The sequence below is a fragment of the Microvirga sp. P5_D2 genome (assembly GCF_054049475.1).
This window is the reverse complement of record NZ_JBFUMH010000112.1, coordinates 1-17,795: the sequence shown is the minus strand read 5'-3', so window position 1 is coordinate 17,795 and position 17,795 is coordinate 1. Positions and strand designations below refer to the sequence as shown.

Genomic DNA, 17,795 nt, shown 5'->3' with positions numbered 1-17,795 from the left:
GCATTGAGCTTGTCGGGCGAGAGGCCGACAAGCTCCTGGCCGCGATACTTCACCGAGCCTTCGGCCCAGCCGTTCGAAGCGAGAAGGCCCATGACGGACATCATGGTCTGGCTCTTGCCGGAGCCGGACTCGCCCACGATGGCGACGGTTTCGCCGGGCGGGATGTCGAGGTCGATGCCCTTCACGGCATGGAGAATGCCGTCGCCGGTGCGGAAGCGGACGTGAAGGTTGCGGACGGAAAGAACAGGTTCGACCATGTCAGCGATCCTTCGGGTCGAGAGCATCGCGCAAGCCGTCGCCGATGAAGTTGAGGCAGAACAGGATCGCGACAAGCGTAAGGGACGGATAGATCAGCATCCAGGTGGCACCCTGGATGTTCTTGGCGCCCTCGGAAATGAGCACGCCGAGGCTGGTGTTCGGCTCCTGAACGCCGAGGCCTAGGAAGGAGAGGAAGCTCTCCAGCAGGATGACCTTGGGCACGAGCAGCGTCATGTAGACGACGACCGGTCCCAGCGTGTTCGGGATCACGTGACGGCGGATGATGCCCTTCGTCTCGACGCCGAGCGCTTCCGCAGCCTGCACGTATTCCTGGCGTTTGATGGAGAGCGTCTGGCCGCGCACGATGCGGGCCATGTCGAGCCATTCCACCGCGCCGACCGCGATGAACATCAGGATGAAGTTGCGGCCGAAGAACACGACCAGCATGATCACGAAGAAGATGAAAGGCAGGGAGTAAAGGATATCGACGATGCGCATCATCACGAGATCGACGCGCCCGCCGAGATAGCCCGATGTCGCGCCGTAGATCACACCGATGAGAATGGCGACGAGGGTGGCGAGCAGGCCGATGGCCAGCGAGATCTGCCCCGCCTTCATGGTGCGGGTCAGAAGATCGCGCCCGTTCGTGTCCGTGCCGAAGAAGAAATATTGCTGGCGCACCGGCACATCGACGATGAGCTTGCGGCCTTCATCCTGGCGCTCCACCACCTTGGCGGTGCCGAAGAGATCGGAGCGCTCGAAATAGGCGAGCAGGCGCTCATCGATGGGGCGGGTGCTGGTGCTCACGAGCGTGAGATGCACGACGCCTTTGTCGATGCTCAAGTTCTCGGCCTTGGCCCGCACCCGCGAGCCGATGCGCTCAAGGTGCGGCTCGATCTGGTCGGCCTTGGGATAGGCCTCCATGCTCGCCGGCACCTTCACGTAATCGGGATAGACCCGGTCGAAGGGGTGGCCGGTGAAGAAGGGCCCGAAGATGCACGCAAGGGCGACCAGGCTCAGCACGACGATGCTGGTGATCGCAGCCCGGTTGCGTACGAGGCGCCCGCGGGCCTCGGCCCAGAGGGAACGCCCGGTGACGGGACCGGACATGGTTTCGATAGGAAGAACAGCGCCTTCAGCCATGATCCACCTCAATCGTAACGAATGCGCGGATCGATAAGAGCGTAGAGAATATCGACCACGAGGTTGAAGAGCAGAACGAAGACGGCGACCACGACGACGGTGCCCATGACGAGGGTATAGTCGCGGTTGAGAGCGCCTTCGACGAAGTAGCGTCCGATGCCCGGCAGGCCGAAGATGGTCTCGACCACCACGGAGCCGGTGAGCAGGGCCGCAGCAGCCGGCCCGAGATAGGAGACGACCGGCAGCGCCGCGCCGCGCAGGGCGTGGACGACGACGATGCGGGTCGGCAGGCCGAGCGAACGCAGGGTTCGAATATGGTTGGAGCGCAGGTTCTCGATCATCGCCGCGCGGGTCATGCGCGATACCACTGCGATCTGCGGGAGAGCCAGCACCAGCACGGGCATGACGAGGTTGCGCAAGCTTCCGTTCGCCCAACCCGCCACGGGCAGCCAAGCGAGGGTGAGGCCGAAGATGATCTGGAAGACCGGCGCCACGACGAAGTTCGGGATCGTTAGGCCGAGAGCGCCCATGCCGGTCACCATGTAATCGATGGTGCTGTTCTGGCGGAACGCGGCGATGGCGCCGAGCGTGCCGCCGACGATAACGGCGAAGGAGAGGGCCAGGGCACCCAGCGTCATCGAGATCGGTAGGCCGTGAGCGAAGAGTTCGCTGACCGTGAAGTCGCGCAGGATGAAAGAGGGGCCGAAATCGCCGCGCATGACGGCGCCGAGATATAGCCAGTATTGCTCGATGAGCGGCTTATCGAGCTGATAGATCTTGTTGAGGTTCTCCATCACCTTCGCTTCGAGCGGACGTTCCAGGTCGAACGGGCCGCCTGGGGCGAGGCGAATGAGAAAGAACGAGATCGTGACGATGATGAACAGCGTCGGGACGGCCGAAAGAAGACGGCGCAGGATAAAGGAGAGCACGGCAAGCTCCTCCCGTTGAAACGCGATAACGGATAAAAGAATAGGGCGGCCTGAAGATCAGGCCGCCCCTGTCCGGCTATTTATTTTACTGCGTCTTCGAGAGGAAGCGCGACGGATAGACGCCGCGAGTGTTCAGCACATAGCCTTGGATCTTCGGCGAGACCAGGTTGCTCTTGCCGTAGTACATGATCGGGATCCACGGCATGTCCTTCATGAGGATTGCCTCGGCCTGCTTAAAGATATCGGCCCGCTTTTTTAGGTCGAGTTCGGTCGCAGCCTGCTCAAGGAGCTTGTCGAACTGCGGGTTGTTGTATTTGCCGTAGTTGAAGCCCTTGTTGTCACTCTTCAGCAGGAACAGGAAGTTATTCGGATCCGAGTAGTCGGCGATCCAGCCATAGCGAGCCACGTCGAAGTCGCCGCCATCGCGCAGGTGAGCGAAGTGCGTCTTACCGTCCGTGTTGATGAAGGACGTCTCGATGCCGGCCTGCTTCCATTGGTCGGAAACAGCGATCACTGAGTTACGGTTGTTGTCCGTGGTGTTGTAACGGATCTCAACCTTCAGCGGCTTGCCGGGGCCGAAACCGGCTTCCTTCAGGAGAGCCTTGGCCTTCTCTTCGCGGTCGATCGGCGAGGTATCCTTGTATTCCATGTAGGCGGGCTCGCCGTAATTGCCCAGACCCGGAGGCATGAACGAGTAGCCAGGCTGCATGGTCTGGCCCCATATCTGCTCGGCAATGAACTCGCGGTCGACGAGCATGGAGAGAGCCTGGCGCACCTTCACGTCGTTGAACGGAGCCTTGGAGGAGTTCACGACGAGGAACCAAGTGCCGAGGTACGGGCCGAGCTTGACCTGATCCTTGAAGCGCTCTTTCAGCGACTTCATCTGATCGGCCGGGAGCTCGTCCATGCTGTCGAGTTCGCCAGCCTCRTAGCGGCGCACAGCTGCGGCGAGATCAGGATGCGGAATGAAGTTGACCACGTCGATCTTGACGTTTTTGGCGTCCCAGTAATTCTCGTTCTTCACGAGCTTGATGTGCGAGTTAGGCGCGAACTCAGCGAGCTTGTAGGCGCCGTTCGACACCATGTTGCCCGGCTTCACAAAGTCCTTGCCGAACTTCTCGACCGATGCCTTGTGCACCGGAAGGCTGGTTTGGTGGGTCAGCAATTCGATGAAGTAAGGAGTTGCTGACTCAAGGGTGATCTCGACAGTCTTGGGGTCGACAGCCTTCACGCCCAGCTCTTCGGGCTTGCCCTGACCCTTGTTGATCTTCTCGGCGTTCTTAATCGGATACAGGATGTTCGCGTACTTCGCGCCCGTGGCCGGATCCATGATGCGGYGGTAGGAATAGACAAAGTCCTCGGCTGTGATCGGATCGCCGTTGGACCACTTAATGCCGTCACGCAGGGTGAAGCGATAGGTCTTGCCGTCGTCGCTCAGTTCCCATTTCGTAGCCTGGCCGGGGATGGCTTCGCCCTTGGCATTGTAGGCCACGAGACCTTCAAGAAGGTCGCGCAGGATATGAGATTCCTGAACCGTCGAGGTCTTGTGGGTGTCGAGGGTCTCGGGCTCGCCAGTGTTTCCGCGGTTATAGACGACCTGCGCGGAGGCGGCGCCCATGAGGGCTGCCGTGGCGACAGCGGCAAGCGCCGTGCGTTTGATCCATGATGACATCGGATGCGTTCCCTTTCTGGTTTTCGTTTCCGTATTTGAACGAATTTTTCGGTCCTAGCCGATGTGGCAGTAACCTTGTCCTATTTGTTGATCAATCAACTGTTTATGTCCAGTACTATCCCTGTGTAACAATGAAACCCAGGGCCAGCAAGGCTTTGAGATGTGGAGAAAAGTCTTAGGCGCCAGCGTCGAACACCAGTCCGGTGGCTTCGATGCCGGCGGCGGCGGCGATCTCGTCATTGTCCGAGGTATCGCCCGAGACGCCGACCGCTCCGAGGATCTTGCCCTTGGCGTCCTTGATCAGCACACCGCCGGGCACGGGCACGAGTTGGCCGCCGACCACATGGGTCGCGGCGGAGACGAAATAGGCGCGATCAGTCGCCATCTTGTGAATGGCGCGAGACCCTACGCCGAGCGCTAGGGCGCCATAGGCTTTGCCCATGGCGATCTCAGCGCGTTTGAGGCTGGTGCCGTCCTCCGAGAGAAGGGCCTTGAGAGCGCCGCGCTCGTCGTAGACCACGACCGAGATCGGCTTCAGGTTCTTCTCGCGGGCGGTCTTAATGGTGGTTTCGACAATGGTTTGGGCGGCCTGCAGTGTGAGCTCAGACATGGAATCCTCCTGTTGGTTTGGTGTATTTGGTTATTGGCGCTCAGCGCGTCGCGGTGTCCTTGGCGGCAAGCCAGGTGGCGACGGCCTTGCGCTCGTCGAGCGTCATTTCGGTAATGTTGTTCGGCGGCATGGCGTGGGTCAGCACGCTTTGAACGCGGATGATCTCCGCATGCCGCGCGATCTCCTCTGGTGTATCGAGGCGCACGCCCTTCGGCGCGATGGGGATGCCCTCCCAGACCGGCTCGGCGGCATGGCACATGGAGCAGCGCGACTGGATCGCGAGAACCGCCTCGTCGAAGGAGGCTGCGACCTCCACCGGGGCGGAGGCATCGGCCATGTTGGCGTTGCCCGGCTTGCCGATGATGGAGAGCCAGATCGCGAGCGCCACGCTGGCGGCCGCGACTCCCCATGTCCACCAGGGCGATCCCTTGCCCGCATGCTGCGAGTTGAAGAAGTGCCGGATGACCGCGCCCGCGATCAGGATGAGTCCGATGATCGCCACCGAATAGCGCGATGACCACGCCAGCGGGTAATGGTTCGAGAGCATCAGGAAGATGACGGGCAGCGTCAGGTAGTTGTTGTGCGTGGATCGGAGCTTCGCCTCCTTGCCGAGTTTCGGGTTGGGCGAGCCGCCAGCGAGCAGGGTGGCGACAACCTTCTTCTGGTTCGGGATGATGACGAAGAAGACGCTGGCCGACATCCAGGTGGCGATCATCGCGCCCGTATGGAGAAAGGCTGCGCGGCCGTTGAAGACCTGCGTGAAGACGAAAGCCGCCAGCAGAATGTAGACAAACAGCACGATGCCGAGCACCAGTCCGTTCCTGCCGAGCGGTGAACGGCACAGGCCCTCATAGACCAGCCAGCTCAGGGCGATGCCGCCGAGGCCGATGACGGGAGCCTGCCAGGGCTCTAGGGCGCGGACAGCCGGGTCGATGGTGTAGAGGTTGGCCTGAAGGTAATAGACCCACACGATGAGGAAGAAGCCGCTGATCCAGGTGGAATAGCTCTCCCATTTGAACCAGGTCAGCTCTTTGGGGAGTTCCGGCGGAGCAACGAGATACTTGCGCATGTTGTAGAAGCCGCCGCCATGGACCTGCCAGGCCTCGCCGCCGACGCCGTGGGGCAAGCCTTCCCGCTTCTTCAGGCTGAGGTCGAGATGGATGAAATAGAAGGACGAGCCGATCCAGGCGATTGCCGTGATCACGTGAATCCAGCGCAGAATCTGGCTGATCCATTCGGAAATTTGCGGGTCGATCATGCAGCCACTTGAATAGTGAAGGAAACCTTAGCCTAAGGCGGCGTCTGCAATTGCGAAAGGCCCGCTTGGAGGCTTTTTCAACAGGAAGCACGTTCCGGGAAAGGCCCGCATTGCCGTTCGCTGCCTGGAGCGCTTGACGGAAGAGCCCGCGATCTAAAGATTCCAGGGGCTATCGGACCATCACGTCACGCGAGGTTTCATGGGCCGCCTGTCCACCCACGTTCTGGATACCGTCAACGGCAAGCCTGCCGGCGGCATCGCCATCGAGCTCTTCGCCCTGGAGGGTGAGAGCCGCCGCTCCGTCCTGCGCACGGTCACGAACGCCGATGGGCGCACCGATGCGCCGCTCATGATCGGCGAAGCATTCCGCACTGGCACTTATGAACTCGTCTTCGAGGTCGGCGCCTATTTCAAAGGGCTCGGCGCGACGACGGCCAATCCGCCGTTCCTGGATGTCGTGCCGATCCGCTTTTCCATCGCCGAGCCCGATGGGCATTACCATGTCCCGCTCCTCGTTTCGCCCTGGAGCTACTCCACCTATCGAGGAAGCTGACGATGACCGAGACCTCCTATCCCCGCGATCTCGTCGGCTACGGACGTAACCCGCCGCATCCGCGCTGGCCGAACAAGGCGCGGATCTGCGTGCAGTTCGTCATCAATTACGAGGAAGGCGGAGAGAACAGCATCCTTCACGGCGACCGCGCGTCGGAGGCGTTTCTCTCCGAGATCGTCGGTGCGCAACCCTGGCCCGGCCAGCGGCACATGAGCATGGAGTCGATCTACGAATACGGCTCCCGCGCCGGGTTCTGGCGGCTGTGGCGCATGTTCACCGAGCGCGACATGCCAGTGACCATATACGGCGTCGCGACGGCTCTCATGCGCAATCCCGAAGCGGTGACGGCGATGAAGGAAGCTGACTGGGAGATCGCAAGTCACGGGCTCAAGTGGATCGACTATCGCGACTTCACGGCGGAAGAGGAGCGCGCGCATCTGAGAGAAGCGATCCGCATCCACACGGAAGCGACGGGCGAGCGTCCGCTCGGCTGGTATACGGGCCGCACGTCGGAACACACCAACCGTCTGGTGGCGGAGGAGGGAGGCTTTCTCTACAGCGCGGATTCCTATGCCGACGAGCTACCCTATTGGGAGGAACACGGAGAGCATCTTCAACTCATCGTGCCCTATACGCTCGATGCCAACGACATGCGTTTCGCTTCGCCTCAAGGCTTCAATTCCGGCGACCAGTTCTTCGCCTATCTGAAAGACAGTTTCGACACGCTCTATGCCGAGGGCGAGACCGCGCCGAAGATGCTCTCCGTCGGCCTTCACTGCCGCATCGTCGGGCGTCCGGGCCGGGCGGCGGCGCTCGCGCGATTTCTGGATTATGTGGCATCGCATGAAGACGTGTGGGTAGCGCGGCGCATCGATATCGCGCGCCATTGGATGCGCCATCATCGCCCGGTAGGCCTCAAGCCCAGCACGATGAGCAAGAGGCTCTTCGTGGAACTCTATGGCGACATCTTCGAGCATTCGCCCTGGATCGCAGAGCGCGCATACGACGCGGGCCTCACCACCGCTCAGGATACGGCGGAAGGTCTTCATGCGGCGATGGTCCATGTACTGTCAGAAGCGACGCGCGATCAGAAGCTTGCGCTCATCCGCGCGCATCCCGATCTCGCAGGACGCCTGAAGCTCGCCGATCTCACGAGCGATTCCCGCAACGAACAATCTTCCGCCGGTCTCGACAGTTTGACAGAAGCTGAAAGAGATCGCTTCCTCGAACTCAACGACATCTACAAACAGAAATTCGGCTTCCCCTTCATCATGGCCGTCAAAGGCCGCTCGAAGGAGGAAATCCTCGATGCCTTCGAGGAGCGCGTCGATCATGATCCTGAAACAGAGTTCGGCACGGCAGTTGTGCAGATCGAGCTGATCGCGCTTTTGCGCCTGAAGGATCGCCTGCCGTCGCTGGCGGATGTGTTCTCGTCATTGGCTTGACGGAACCCTTGGGCCTGAACGGAACCGTTTCCTGCGACTGCGCGTCTTCGTTTCAGCTTGGCCGCATGAGGGTCAATGCGGGAAGAGGAGGAGCGCATGGGTCTGTTCAAGTTCATCAAGGAAGCGGGCGCCAAGATTTTCGGTGGCAGCGCTGCCGCCGCAACGCCGGAGAAGCTGCAGCAGGAAGTGCAGGGCCACGGCTTCGATGCGAGCAAGCTCGGGATCGAGGTCAACGGCGATCAGGTGAAGCTCTCCGGTCAGGCCATGAGCCAGGAAGAGGCGGAGAAGATCATTCTCTCGCTCGGCAACACCTATGGCGTCGCCGAGGTCGATACCTCCGGGCTGAAGATCAGCCAGCCTGCCGAGCAATCCACTATGTATACCGTGCAGAAGGGCGATACCCTCTGGGAGATCGCCGAGAAGCATTACGGCAAGGGCAAGGGCGCCAAGTACACCGAGATCGTCAAGGCGAACTCGCCGCCGGTGAAGGACCCCGACATGATCCAGCCCGGCTGGGTGCTGCGGATCCCGCCGCTTGCATGAGTTGCGCATCTCCCTGAGGAGCCGGTATGACTTTCGCATCTCAGGGAGGAGTTGCTCATGAACGCATCAACGCCACACGTCGTCGATCTCGACCGCGAGGACATCAAGCAGGGTCTCGGCGACGGCTCGATCCTCGTAGTGGATGTGCGCGAGCCTCACGAGTTCGCCGCCGGTCACATTCCCGGTGCTGTCTCGCACCCCCTGTCCACGTTCGACCCTGCCTCCTTGCCGGAGGGCAAGCGGATCGTGTTCTCCTGCGCCGCCGGTATTCGCTCGGTGAGGGCGCTGGAATTCGCGCAAGGGGCGGGCAAGGATATCCGCGAGCATTACAAAGGCGGCTTCAAGGATTGGGCGGCTTCGGGTGAGCCGGTTGAGTAGAGGGATAAGCGCGGCTCCTCACGTAGATTTGTTCTAAAGTACAGTGCTCAATTTTAAGAAGATATGCCCTAATGCCAGCCCTGACGGGGCCGGCAAGGCAGAAGCCGTCCACTACAAGATAATATGGGGAACTACTTTATGAAGCGTATGATTTTTGTCGCCAGTCTTGCGGCGCTGGGTGTCACTGCGGCCATCGCGCAAAGCGATGTGGTCGAGCAGCGCCAGAACCTGATGAAGCAGATGGGTGCCCAGACGCGCCCCATCGGTGGCATGATGCGCGGCCAGGAGCCTTTCGACCTCGCAAAGGTTCAGGCCGGTCTCAAGGTGTTTTCGGATAATGCGCAGAAGGCGGCTCCGCTCTTCCCTGAGAACTCCAAGAACGTGGGTGACACGGAAGCCCTACCGTCCATCTGGGAGAACAAGGCGAAGTTCGACGCGGTGCTGACCAAGTTCGGCCAGGATGCGCAGACCGCCATGACCTCGATCAAGGACGAGGCCAGCTTCAAGACGGAGATGCCGAAGGTTCTTTCGAATTGCGGCACCTGCCACAACGACTTCCGCAAGAAGAGCTAAATCCGACAACGGCATGAGAGCGGGCGGCCGATCCGGCTGCCCGCTTCACGACAGGAACGGCAATGCATAAAGCGATCGTGGGGCTGGCTGCCATCGCCGGCATCGGTGTCTTGGGCTTCCTGGCGCTGACATCGCCTTCGGCGTATCGCCTCATCCGTTCGCCGGCACCGCCGGCCGATGCCAACCATACGCCCAATATCGAGAATGGGCGTACCATGTTCTTTGCGGGCGGTTGCACCTCCTGCCATGCCACGCCCAATCAGGACGACAAGCTGCGTCTCGGCGGCGGCTTTGCCCTGCATTCGCCCTTCGGCACATTCCACATTCCGAACATCTCCTCCCACAAGCAGGACGGCATCGGCTCATGGAGCACGGCGGATTTCATTCGCGCCATGCAGGAGGGGACGTCTCCCGACGGACGCAACTACTATCCTGCCTTCCCCTACACCTCGTATCAGCACATGCGGCGCGAGGATCTGGCGGATATGTTCGCTTTCATGCAGACCCTGCCTGCTGTCGAGGGCAGGGCGCCGGCGCATGAACTGCCGTTCCCCTTCAACATCCGTCGCGGCGTCGGCCTCTGGAAGCTCGCCTTCCTGAACGGCAAGCCCTTCAAGCCCGACCCGTCGAAGTCCGAGAGATGGAACCGGGGCGCTTATCTGGTGAACGGCCCCGGCCATTGCGCCGAGTGCCACAGCGAGCGCAATTTCGCGGGGGCCATCATCGAGGATCGCCGCTTCGCGGGCGGGCCTAATCCTGAGGGCAAGGGTTCGGTTCCCAACATCACGCCGCATCCGAGCGGGATCGGTGGCTGGACGGATGGGGATCTCGTGACGCTTCTGACGACCGGCGAAACGCCGAACTTCGACACGGTCGGCGGCCCTATGGGCTCAGTGGTGCGCAACACGGCGCAACTGCCGGAATCCGACCGTCAGGCGATGGCGGAGTATATTCTGTCCCTGCCGGCCAAGCAGGGTTACGCGGCACCCAAGCCTTGAAGCCTGGACTTAGTCCATCACCGCCGCTTTGAGGATGYAGACCATGCTGGCGCGTCCGGGCGTATCGCCGATGCAGCGCACGATGTGCGGGCGGTCGCAGCGATAGCGCAGGGTCTCGCCGGCCTTGGCCTGCTGAGTGACGCCGCCGACCTCGACCTCGAACTCGCCGTCCAGAACCGACAGGCACTCGACCGAGCCGCGCTGGTGGCTGTCGGAATCGAGCACGCCGCCTGGCTCGGACTGCACGTCGTACCATTGCAGCCATTCGATGGTCTTGAGCCAGCCGACGATGGCAAGGCGCATCTTGCCGTCCTCGGAGACAAGGATGGGCGTGTCGGCCTTCGAGGACTTCTCGATGAAGGGCTCCTCGTCGGCCGAGGCCAGAACTCGCTCGATGGATACGTCCAGGGCTTGGCTTAGGCGCCAGATGGTCGCGAGCGTCGGGTTGGTCTCGTTCCGCTCGATCTGGCTGATGATCGACTTGGCGACGCCGGATTGCTCGGCAAGCTCGGATAGGGAGAGATTGTAGGCCTTGCGCAGCCGCTGGATGGTCTTGCCCATGTTTCCGGACAAAACCTGCGCTCCGGTTTCCAGTTCTCTCTGCCGCTCTTTGCCTTCGACGCCCATACCCGCTGCCTCTGTTCCGACAAAACGAACGTTCGTTTCTCAGAACGGTTGTGGGGTAAGAGGCAGGTCGGGTCAAGCACCCCAGGTGCCGCTCGTCCGGATTTCCGGATCTAGACGACCTTCTGGGGCGCTGCCTCTAGCTCGCGCTTGCGCATCAAGCCCAGCCGGTGCTCGCGCCAGGCGATGAAGAGACCGGTTGCCGCGACGATGCTCGCGCCCGTCACCACGGTGGGGGTAGGCAGGTCGCTGAACACGATCCAGCCGAACAGCAGGGCCCAGATCATGGTCGTGTATTCGAACGGCGCGATCACCGATGTGTCGGCCCAGCGATAGCATTCGGTCAGGAGGATCTGACCGATGCCGCCGAACAGGCCCGCGAGCAAGAAGAGGGCGAGGTCCGGTGCCGTCGGCTTGGTCCAGCCAAAGGGCAGGCTGAGCAGGGCGAGCCCTGAGGACACGATGGTGAAGTAGAACACGATGGCGCCGGTCTGCTCGCTCGCGGTCAGGCGGCGCACCTGGATCATGGCGCCCGACGAGAGGAAGGCTCCGGTGAGGCACAGAAGCGCGCCCAGAGTCGGGCCGTTCTCCAGGCCCGCGCTGAACGTCCCGAGGGAGAGATAAGGCCACAGCATGATGAGGACGCCGACGAAACCGATCGCCACCGCCGACCAGCGATAGATGCGAACCTGCTCCTTCAGCACGATAGCCGCCAGGATGACGACCATGAGCGGCGAGGCGTAGCCGATGGCGATGGCATCGTGGAGCGGCAGGTAGAACAGGGCCGCGAAGCCGAAGAACATGGAGGCCGTGCCGAAGAGGCCGCGTTTGAAATGTCCGAAGACGTTTTTGGTATGCAGCGCGCGCGGGAGATCGCCTCGCCAGCCCAGCCATAGCAACAGCGGAATCATCGCGAAGGATGCGCGAAAGAACATGACCTCCCCGGTCGGATACCGGGCCGTCAGGACCTTCAGGGTTGCCGACATCATCGTGAAGAAGAGGGCGGAGACGATTTTGAGGGAGATCCCCAGAAGCGGTTTCACGAGGCGATTCACATTGGAAAAAGAGGACCGCACACAACCACGATGGCGGGTTCAGGGAAAGCCTTTATGCGTCTTTCGCGTCTGCGCTGAGCGCATGGAACCTCGGCTGTATGTCACAAAATTGCAAAGCAACTGTCACGGAGACGAGACGCGAATCCGTTTTGGTGAATCCGACTACGCGAGGAAAGGACACCGGATGCCGAGGGATTTGGATGTTGTCCGTGTGCGCACGTTGTTTCTGTCGGATCTTCATCTCGGCACCAAGGGCTGCCAGGCCGACGCGCTGCTCGAATTCCTGAGGCGCTACGATGCCGAGACGATCTATCTCGTCGGCGACATCATCGACGGCTGGCGGCTGAGATCGGGCTGGTACTGGCCGCAGAGCCATAACGACGTGGTCCAGAAGCTGATGCGCAAGGTGAGGAAGGGGACGTCCCTCATCTATGTGCCCGGCAATCACGACGAGTTCCTGCGCGACTATATCGGCATCAATCTCGGCGGCATCGAGCTGGCCGAGCACGCCATTCACGAGACCGCCGACGGCAAGCGATACCTCGTCATTCACGGCGACCAGTTCGACCTCGTGATGATGCATGCCAAGTGGATCGCGCTTCTGGGAGACTGGGCCTATACGGCGGCCCTCTTCATCAACACCTATCTCAACATGATCCGCCGGAGGTTGGGCCTAACCTATTGGTCCCTCTCGGCCTGGGCGAAGATGAAGGTCAAGAACGCGGTCAACTTCATCAGCCGGTTCGAGGAGCTTCTGGCGGCAGAGGCCGAGCGCCAGCAGGCCGACGGGGTGATCTGCGGCCATATCCACCATGCCGCCATGCATGACTCATTCAAGGTTGCCTACGTGAACACCGGCGACTGGGTGGAATCCTGCACGGCCGTCGTCGAGCACTGGGACGGCTCGCTCGAGTTGATCCGCTGGAGCGAGGTTCGCCAGCAGGAGCTGGCGCTTCAGGCCAAACCGAGCCCGGTGGAGGTCACCGGCGATGTCCTTGGCCAGCGAGTAGCCTAATGCGCCTTCTCATCGTGACCGATGCCTGGAAGCCCCAGGTGAACGGGGTCGTACGCTCGCTCGAATACATGGCCGAACAGGCACCCGCTTTCGGAGCCGAGGTGACGTTCCTGACGCCGCAGCAGTTTCGCTCGGTGCCGATGCCGGGCTATCGGGAAATTCGCCTGTCCATGGTGATGCCCGGGCAGATGGCGCGGCTGATCGGGAAGGTCGATCCCACCCATGTGCACATCGCGACCGAAGGCCCCCTCGGTCATGCCGCGCGCCATGTCTGCCGGCGGGAGAGCAGGGGTTTCACTACCAGCTATCATACGCGGTTCCCGGAATATCTCGCCGCGCGGGCGCCGGTTCCCGAAGCCTGGTCCTACGGGTTCCTCAGGCGCTTCCATCGCGACGCCAAGGCCGTGATGGTCAGCACGCCCTCCCTGGAGCGTGAACTCACCGGGCGGGGCTTCAGGAACATCCAGCGCTGGACACGGGGCGTGGATACGGACCTGTTCCATCCGCGCCGAAAGCAATCCATGGGCCTGCCCAGGCCGCTCTTCCTCTATGTCGGCCGCGTGTCCGTGGAGAAGAACATCGAGGCTTTACTCTCCCTCGATCTGCCGGGCACGAAGGTGATCGTCGGGGACGGGCCTGCCCGCGCCGAGCTCGAACGGCAATACCCGGAGGCCTATTTCCTCGGTGCCCGCTCGGGCGCTGATCTGGCGCAGGTCTATGCCTCCGCCAATGTCTTCGTCTTCCCGAGTCTGACCGATACCTTCGGCATCGTGCTGCTGGAAGCTCTTGCCTCTGGGCTCCCCGTCGCGGCCTTTCCCGTGACCGGACCTCTCGATGTCATCGGCTCCTCCGGCTGCGGCGTTCTCGACACCGACCTGCGGAAGGCGGCCCTGGCAGCGCTCGACATTTCCCGAGAGAAGTGCAGGGCTTACGCCGAGACCTTCACCTGGCGCGAGAGCGCGAGGCAGTTCTTCACCAATATCGAGACCGCGCACGCGGTTGGGTGATCCCGGGCCTCGCTCGACCCTCTTTCCTCTTCCATGCACTTCTAGGTATTGGCTCCTGCCGCCTCTCGGCGCTATTGAGCAGGGTGCGCTGCGATTCCATCGCCATGTGAGAAAGCTTCGTTTTGATTTCCTCGCCCAAGGCCATCGAGCTGCGGCTATGCCTGTTGCAGGCGGCAAGCTTCATGAGCCATGCCGTCTATCTGCCGTTCTTTCCCCTGTGGCTGCAGAGCAAGGGTCTCTCGCCGTCCCTGATCGGGGTCGTGGTGGCGATCCCGATCATCGTGCGTATCATTGCCACGGCGCCGCTCGTGAGCCTTGCCGATGGCCCGTTCGGAGCAAGGCGCATGCTCCTGGCGAGCCATCTCGGCCAGCTGCTGTGCTTTCCCATCTTCCTGTTGCTGGACAACCATGTCGCGATCATCGCGCTCGTCGCATTGGTGGCCTTTGCACAGGCCGCCATCATCCCCGGCAATGATCTCGTTTCCACGAACGCGGTGCAGCACCATAGCGGCCTGAGCTACGGGCGCATCCGCGGCAGCGGCTCCATCTCTTTTTTCATCACCAACATCGCGACCGGCTACCTCGTGGGTGGCTTCGGCCCCAATGTCGTGATCGTCATGCTCACCCTCATTCCGCTGCTTGCCATGGCGGCTACCTTGAATGCGGTGTCCGACGAAGCGCCCGAGCATGCCGCTGCTTCGACCGATCAGGCTGAGCCGGCATCGTCCAAGCTGCCGAAGGTGTTGTGGGTGCTGATGATCGCCGGTGCGCTCACTCAAGGGAGCCACGGAGCGCTCAACGCCTTCGGCAGCATCTACTGGCGCTCGCTCGGCTTCTCCGATGCGGCGGTGGGCTATTTCTGGGCGCTCGGCGTGATGGCCGAGATCGCCGTGTTCCTGTTCCTCGGTCGTGCGGTCGGGCGCGGCTCAGGCGTGTGGCTCATCCTGATCGGCTCGGCCGCCGCCGTGGTCCGCTTTACGGCAATGTCGCTCAATCCGGGGCTGGAACTGACGCTCTTGCTTCAGGTAATGCACTGCCTGTCCTTCGCCGCGACGCATATCGGGACGATGGCGGCTTTGTCCGCGCATTCCCCCAAATCCGTCCGGGGACGTGCTCAGGGGATCTTCGGCTCCCTGACCGCGCTCGCGACGGCTGCATCCACTATCGCGAGTGGCGTCATCTACAGCGAGGCCGGCGGTCTCGTCTTTGCCGCCATGGCGCCCTTAGGAGCCATGGGCTTCATCCTGACGCTCATCGTGATCCACATGCTGCGATCTCAGCCCCACAGGGCCGGTTCGGGCGGATAGACGAGGCTGCCTTCGTATTTCAGGCCCGGCTCCCGGTCCCGCGCCAATAGGAGCGGGCCGTCGAGATCGACGAAACGGCAGCGAGGTGCCAGCACCATGGCGGGGGCCATGGCAAGCGAGGTGCCGACCATGCAGCCGATCATGAGCGAGAAGCCGAGCGCCTCTGCCGCGTCGGCCAGTTCCAGCGCTTCCGTGAGGCCGCCCGTCTTGTCGAGCTTGATGTTGACCACGTCATAGAGCCCGACGAGCCGCTGGAGGCTCGGACGGTCATGGACGCTCTCATCGGCCATGATGGGCACCGGGCGCGCGATCCGAGCAAGAAAACCGTCCGCCTTCGAAGGCAAGGGCTGTTCCACGAGCGCGTAGCCCGCCTCCGCGCAGGCGGCGAGATGCGCCTCGATATTCTCCTCCGTCCAGCCCTCGTTGGCATCGGCGATCAGGGTCGCATCCGGAACCGCCTTCCGCACGGCGCGGATGCGCTCGATGTCACCCTCAGGCCCCCCGAACTTCACCTTGAGGATCGGCCGCGCCGCCGCCTTCGTCGCCGCTTCTGCCATGGCCTCGGGCGTATCGAGGCTGATCGTGTAGGCGGTCGTCACCGGCGGCCAGCGGGTCAGGCCAGCGGTCACATGGGCGCGAATGCCCGAGCGCTTGGCGTCGAGATCCCACAGGGCGCAGTCCACGGCATTACGGGCGGCTCCCGCCGGCATGAGGCCCTGCAGGGCCTTCCGCGTCAGCCCGGCCTCGATCTGCGGCCTCACCGCCTCGATGGCGGCAGCGACGCCCTCGACCGTCTCGCCATAGCGGGCGTAGGGCACGCATTCGCCATGGCCGATTGCCGCTCCCTCGGTAATGGTGGCGGTCACAACCACAGCCTCGGTGCGCGATCCCCGGGCGATGGTGAACTTTCCTGCGATGGGAAAACGGTCGATGGAGATGGTCAGTGTACGCATTGTGAAGGTTTCTCTTTGAACTTCATCTCGACTTGTGGCGTAACGACACGCTATCACCAAGCGGAATCAACGCCGGAAGGATGATCGTGGCGCAGAGCACCCTGGTTCAAGAGCCGCAGATGACGATCGAGCGGGCCGGGAACAAGGTCACCGCCGTGCTGGCGGGACTCTGGACGGCGGAGCATGCCGGCCGGGTCGAAGCGCTGGTTGGCGAAATCGCGGCCCAAGCCGACAGCAGCAACGTGCTCATCGATCTGGGCGGGGTAAAGCGGCTCGATACCTTGGGCGCGTGGGTTCTCGACCGCACCCGGCACGAGCTGGGGGCAGGCGGCCACTCGGCCGATTTCGTCAACGCCTCGCCGGAGCAGAACATCCTCCTCAACGAGGTCGCCTATCGCGGCTTCCAGGACCAGTCCAAGCCCAGGCAATCCCGATTCGTGGATTTCCTCGTCGATGTGGGCAAGACCGTCTCCGAGGCGGGCCAGGACCTCGTGCGTGGCGTGGCATTCCTGGGGGAGCTGGTCGCGGCATTCATCCGGGTCATCCTCAACCCCCGGCGTTTCCGGGGCACGGCGGTCATCAACCAGCTCGAGCAGATCGCCTATCGCGGCGTTCCGATCATCGTGCTCATCTCGTTCCTGGTCGGCGCCATCGTCGCCCAGCAGGGCATTTTCCAGCTGATCAAATTCGGCGCCACGCCCTTCGTGGTCGATCTCATCGGCATCCTGGTCATGCGCGAACTCGGCGTGCTCCTCACCTCCATCATGGTGGCGGGCCGTTCCGGCTCGGCCTTCACCGCCGAAATCGGTTCCATGAAGATGCGCGAGGAGATCGATGCGCTGCGGGTCATGGGGCTCGATCCCATCGAGGTGCTGATCCTGCCGCGCATCCTGGCGCTCATCATCGGCCTGCCGCTCCTGGCCTTCATCGCCTCCATCGCCGCGCTGATGGGCGGCGGCGTCACGGCTTGGATCTACGGCGACATCAGCCCGGACGTGTTCCTGACCCGTCTGAGGGCTTCGATCGGCTTCAACACCTTCATGGTCGGCCTCATCAAGGCGCCTTTCATGGCCATGATCATCGGCATCATCGCTACCCTGGAAGGGCTTGCGGTGGAAGGTTCCGCCGAGTCGCTCGGCCGTCACGTGACCTCCTCGGTGGTGAAGGCCATCTTCATGGTCATCGTCCTCGACGGCCTCTTCGCTATGTTCTTTGCGGCCATCAGGTACTGACGCGATGCTCGAAAGACGCCATCCCGACCCCACCAAAGACCGCGAAGTGATCATCAGCGTGCGCGGCGTCGAGGTCGGCTTCGGGGACAAGACCATTCTCAAGGGCCTCGATCTCGACGTCTATCGCGGCGAGATCCTCGGCTTCGTCGGTGCCTCGGGGCAGGGCAAGTCGGTGCTCACCCGGGCCATTCTCGGCCTCGTCCCCAAGCGCGCGGGCACCATCGAGGTCCTCGGCCAGAACC

Annotated in this window: 20 protein-coding genes; 11 read left to right on the top strand and 9 right to left on the bottom strand. The window is 62.3% G+C overall.

Translation table 11 applies throughout. The annotated features are described in order from the left end of the window. From ACXJKO_RS22080 to ACXJKO_RS22055, 6 genes are all read right to left on the bottom strand, one after another. The coding region (locus ACXJKO_RS22080; protein ID WP_457093222.1) for an ATP-binding cassette domain-containing protein at nucleotides 1-257 on the bottom strand (257 nt) is incomplete at its 3' end. 1 nt (nucleotide 258) lies between these two features. Further along, nucleotides 259-1,401, bottom strand: coding sequence for an ABC transporter permease subunit (locus tag ACXJKO_RS22075; protein ID WP_457093221.1), 1,143 nt, complete (start codon nucleotides 1,399-1,401; stop codon nucleotides 259-261). Nucleotides 1,402-1,409: 8 nt separating this feature from the next. Next, nucleotides 1,410-2,330 (bottom strand): ABC transporter permease subunit, encoded by a 921-nt coding sequence (locus tag ACXJKO_RS22070; RefSeq protein WP_457093220.1) that lies wholly within the window; start codon nucleotides 2,328-2,330, stop codon nucleotides 1,410-1,412. Between the two features lie 85 nt (nucleotides 2,331-2,415). After that, nucleotides 2,416-4,002 carry a peptide ABC transporter substrate-binding protein gene (locus ACXJKO_RS22065; RefSeq protein ID WP_457093219.1) on the bottom strand — a complete coding sequence of 529 codons (1,587 nt, stop codon included), beginning with the start codon at nucleotides 4,000-4,002 and terminating at the stop codon, nucleotides 2,416-2,418. Between the two features lie 175 nt (nucleotides 4,003-4,177). Beyond that, nucleotides 4,178-4,612, bottom strand: coding sequence for a GlcG/HbpS family heme-binding protein (locus ACXJKO_RS22060; RefSeq protein ID WP_457093218.1), 435 nt, complete (start codon nucleotides 4,610-4,612; stop codon nucleotides 4,178-4,180). Between the two features lie 40 nt (nucleotides 4,613-4,652). After that, nucleotides 4,653-5,870: a urate hydroxylase PuuD gene (locus ACXJKO_RS22055; RefSeq protein ID WP_457093217.1), complete on the bottom strand. Its 1,218-nt coding sequence runs from the start codon at nucleotides 5,868-5,870 to the stop codon at nucleotides 4,653-4,655. Between the two features lie 199 nt (nucleotides 5,871-6,069). On the opposite strand from ACXJKO_RS22055, the gene uraH reads away from it, so the two are divergent. The 6 genes from uraH to ACXJKO_RS22025 all read left to right on the top strand — a co-directional run bounded on the left by uraH (nucleotide 6,070) and on the right by ACXJKO_RS22025 (nucleotide 10,360). Further along, nucleotides 6,070-6,423 carry a hydroxyisourate hydrolase gene (gene uraH / locus ACXJKO_RS22050; RefSeq protein WP_457093216.1) on the top strand — a complete coding sequence of 118 codons (354 nt, stop codon included), beginning with the start codon at nucleotides 6,070-6,072 and terminating at the stop codon, nucleotides 6,421-6,423. Between the two features lie 2 nt (nucleotides 6,424-6,425). Continuing rightward, complete coding sequence (gene puuE, locus ACXJKO_RS22045) at nucleotides 6,426-7,868, top strand: allantoinase PuuE (RefSeq protein ID WP_457093215.1); 1,443 nt, start codon at nucleotides 6,426-6,428, stop codon at nucleotides 7,866-7,868. Nucleotides 7,869-7,964: 96 nt separating this feature from the next. Continuing rightward, on the top strand, nucleotides 7,965-8,411 hold the full coding sequence (gene lysM, locus ACXJKO_RS22040; RefSeq protein ID WP_457093214.1) for a peptidoglycan-binding protein LysM: 447 nt from the start codon (nucleotides 7,965-7,967) through the stop codon (nucleotides 8,409-8,411). A 57-nt stretch (nucleotides 8,412-8,468) separates the two neighbouring features. Next, on the top strand, nucleotides 8,469-8,789 hold the full coding sequence (locus tag ACXJKO_RS22035; protein WP_457093213.1) for a rhodanese-like domain-containing protein: 321 nt from the start codon (nucleotides 8,469-8,471) through the stop codon (nucleotides 8,787-8,789). Nucleotides 8,790-8,927: 138 nt separating this feature from the next. Then, nucleotides 8,928-9,362, top strand: a complete 435-nt coding sequence (locus tag ACXJKO_RS22030) for a c-type cytochrome (protein WP_457093212.1) — start codon at nucleotides 8,928-8,930, stop codon at nucleotides 9,360-9,362. A 62-nt stretch (nucleotides 9,363-9,424) separates the two neighbouring features. Next, nucleotides 9,425-10,360, top strand: a complete 936-nt coding sequence (locus ACXJKO_RS22025; RefSeq protein WP_457093211.1) for a c-type cytochrome — start codon at nucleotides 9,425-9,427, stop codon at nucleotides 10,358-10,360. Between the two features lie 9 nt (nucleotides 10,361-10,369). Here ACXJKO_RS22025 and ACXJKO_RS22020 read toward each other — a convergent pair whose 3' ends face one another. Continuing rightward, entirely contained in the window at nucleotides 10,370-10,987 is a 618-nt protein-coding gene (locus tag ACXJKO_RS22020; RefSeq protein WP_457093210.1) for a helix-turn-helix domain-containing protein, read from the bottom strand. 110 nt (nucleotides 10,988-11,097) lie between these two features. Then, nucleotides 11,098-12,027, bottom strand: coding sequence for a DMT family transporter (locus ACXJKO_RS22015; RefSeq protein ID WP_457093209.1), 930 nt, complete (start codon nucleotides 12,025-12,027; stop codon nucleotides 11,098-11,100). Between the two features lie 196 nt (nucleotides 12,028-12,223). On the opposite strand from ACXJKO_RS22015, the gene ACXJKO_RS22010 reads away from it, so the two are divergent. The 3 genes from ACXJKO_RS22010 (at nucleotide 12,224) to ACXJKO_RS22000 (ending at nucleotide 15,368) form a co-directional block, all read left to right on the top strand. Further along, nucleotides 12,224-13,054 (top strand): UDP-2,3-diacylglucosamine diphosphatase, encoded by an 831-nt coding sequence (locus tag ACXJKO_RS22010; protein WP_457093208.1) that lies wholly within the window; start codon nucleotides 12,224-12,226, stop codon nucleotides 13,052-13,054. Then, complete coding sequence (locus ACXJKO_RS22005) at nucleotides 13,054-14,061, top strand: glycosyltransferase family 4 protein (RefSeq protein ID WP_457093207.1); 1,008 nt, start codon at nucleotides 13,054-13,056, stop codon at nucleotides 14,059-14,061. Before ACXJKO_RS22010 ends, ACXJKO_RS22005 begins: the two co-directional genes overlap by 1 nt. A 122-nt stretch (nucleotides 14,062-14,183) precedes the next feature. Further along, nucleotides 14,184-15,368 carry an MFS transporter gene (locus tag ACXJKO_RS22000; RefSeq protein ID WP_457093206.1) on the top strand — a complete coding sequence of 395 codons (1,185 nt, stop codon included), beginning with the start codon at nucleotides 14,184-14,186 and terminating at the stop codon, nucleotides 15,366-15,368. On the opposite strand, the gene dgcA is transcribed toward ACXJKO_RS22000, so the two are convergent. Further along, on the bottom strand, nucleotides 15,338-16,321 hold the full coding sequence (gene dgcA, locus ACXJKO_RS21995; RefSeq protein WP_457093205.1) for an N-acetyl-D-Glu racemase DgcA: 984 nt from the start codon (nucleotides 16,319-16,321) through the stop codon (nucleotides 15,338-15,340). The genes ACXJKO_RS22000 and dgcA overlap by 31 nt on opposite strands. Before the next feature lie 119 nt (nucleotides 16,322-16,440). On the opposite strand from dgcA, the gene ACXJKO_RS21990 reads away from it, so the two are divergent. Together ACXJKO_RS21990 and ACXJKO_RS21985 are read left to right on the top strand one after the other, a co-directional pair. Then, entirely contained in the window at nucleotides 16,441-17,553 is a 1,113-nt protein-coding gene (locus ACXJKO_RS21990) for an ABC transporter permease (RefSeq protein WP_457093223.1), read from the top strand. A gap of 4 nt (nucleotides 17,554-17,557) precedes the next feature. Continuing rightward, the coding region (locus ACXJKO_RS21985; RefSeq protein ID WP_457093204.1) for an ATP-binding cassette domain-containing protein at nucleotides 17,558-17,795 on the top strand (238 nt) is incomplete at its 3' end.

What these genes read in the sequence shown, in the direction of transcription:
- ACXJKO_RS22025 (WP_457093211.1), top strand. Translation starts at nt 9,425, where the DNA reads ATGCATAAAGCGATCGTGGGGCTGGCTGCCATCGCCGGCATCGGTGTC.
- ACXJKO_RS21990 (WP_457093223.1), top strand. Translation starts at nt 16,441, where the DNA reads ATGACGATCGAGCGGGCCGGGAACAAGGTCACCGCCGTGCTGGCGGGA.
- ACXJKO_RS22010 (WP_457093208.1), top strand. Translation starts at nt 12,224, where the DNA reads ATGCCGAGGGATTTGGATGTTGTCCGTGTGCGCACGTTGTTTCTGTCG.
- uraH (WP_457093216.1), top strand. Translation starts at nt 6,070, where the DNA reads ATGGGCCGCCTGTCCACCCACGTTCTGGATACCGTCAACGGCAAGCCT.
- ACXJKO_RS22005 (WP_457093207.1), top strand. Translation starts at nt 13,054, where the DNA reads ATGCGCCTTCTCATCGTGACCGATGCCTGGAAGCCCCAGGTGAACGGG.
- dgcA (WP_457093205.1), bottom strand. Translation starts at nt 16,321, where the DNA reads ATGCGTACACTGACCATCTCCATCGACCGTTTTCCCATCGCAGGAAAG.
- lysM (WP_457093214.1), top strand. Translation starts at nt 7,965, where the DNA reads ATGGGTCTGTTCAAGTTCATCAAGGAAGCGGGCGCCAAGATTTTCGGT.
- ACXJKO_RS22055 (WP_457093217.1), bottom strand. Translation starts at nt 5,870, where the DNA reads ATGATCGACCCGCAAATTTCCGAATGGATCAGCCAGATTCTGCGCTGG.
- puuE (WP_457093215.1), top strand. Translation starts at nt 6,426, where the DNA reads ATGACCGAGACCTCCTATCCCCGCGATCTCGTCGGCTACGGACGTAAC.
- ACXJKO_RS22075 (WP_457093221.1), bottom strand. Translation starts at nt 1,401, where the DNA reads ATGGCTGAAGGCGCTGTTCTTCCTATCGAAACCATGTCCGGTCCCGTC.
- ACXJKO_RS22035 (WP_457093213.1), top strand. Translation starts at nt 8,469, where the DNA reads ATGAACGCATCAACGCCACACGTCGTCGATCTCGACCGCGAGGACATC.
- ACXJKO_RS22030 (WP_457093212.1), top strand. Translation starts at nt 8,928, where the DNA reads ATGAAGCGTATGATTTTTGTCGCCAGTCTTGCGGCGCTGGGTGTCACT.
- ACXJKO_RS22060 (WP_457093218.1), bottom strand. Translation starts at nt 4,612, where the DNA reads ATGTCTGAGCTCACACTGCAGGCCGCCCAAACCATTGTCGAAACCACC.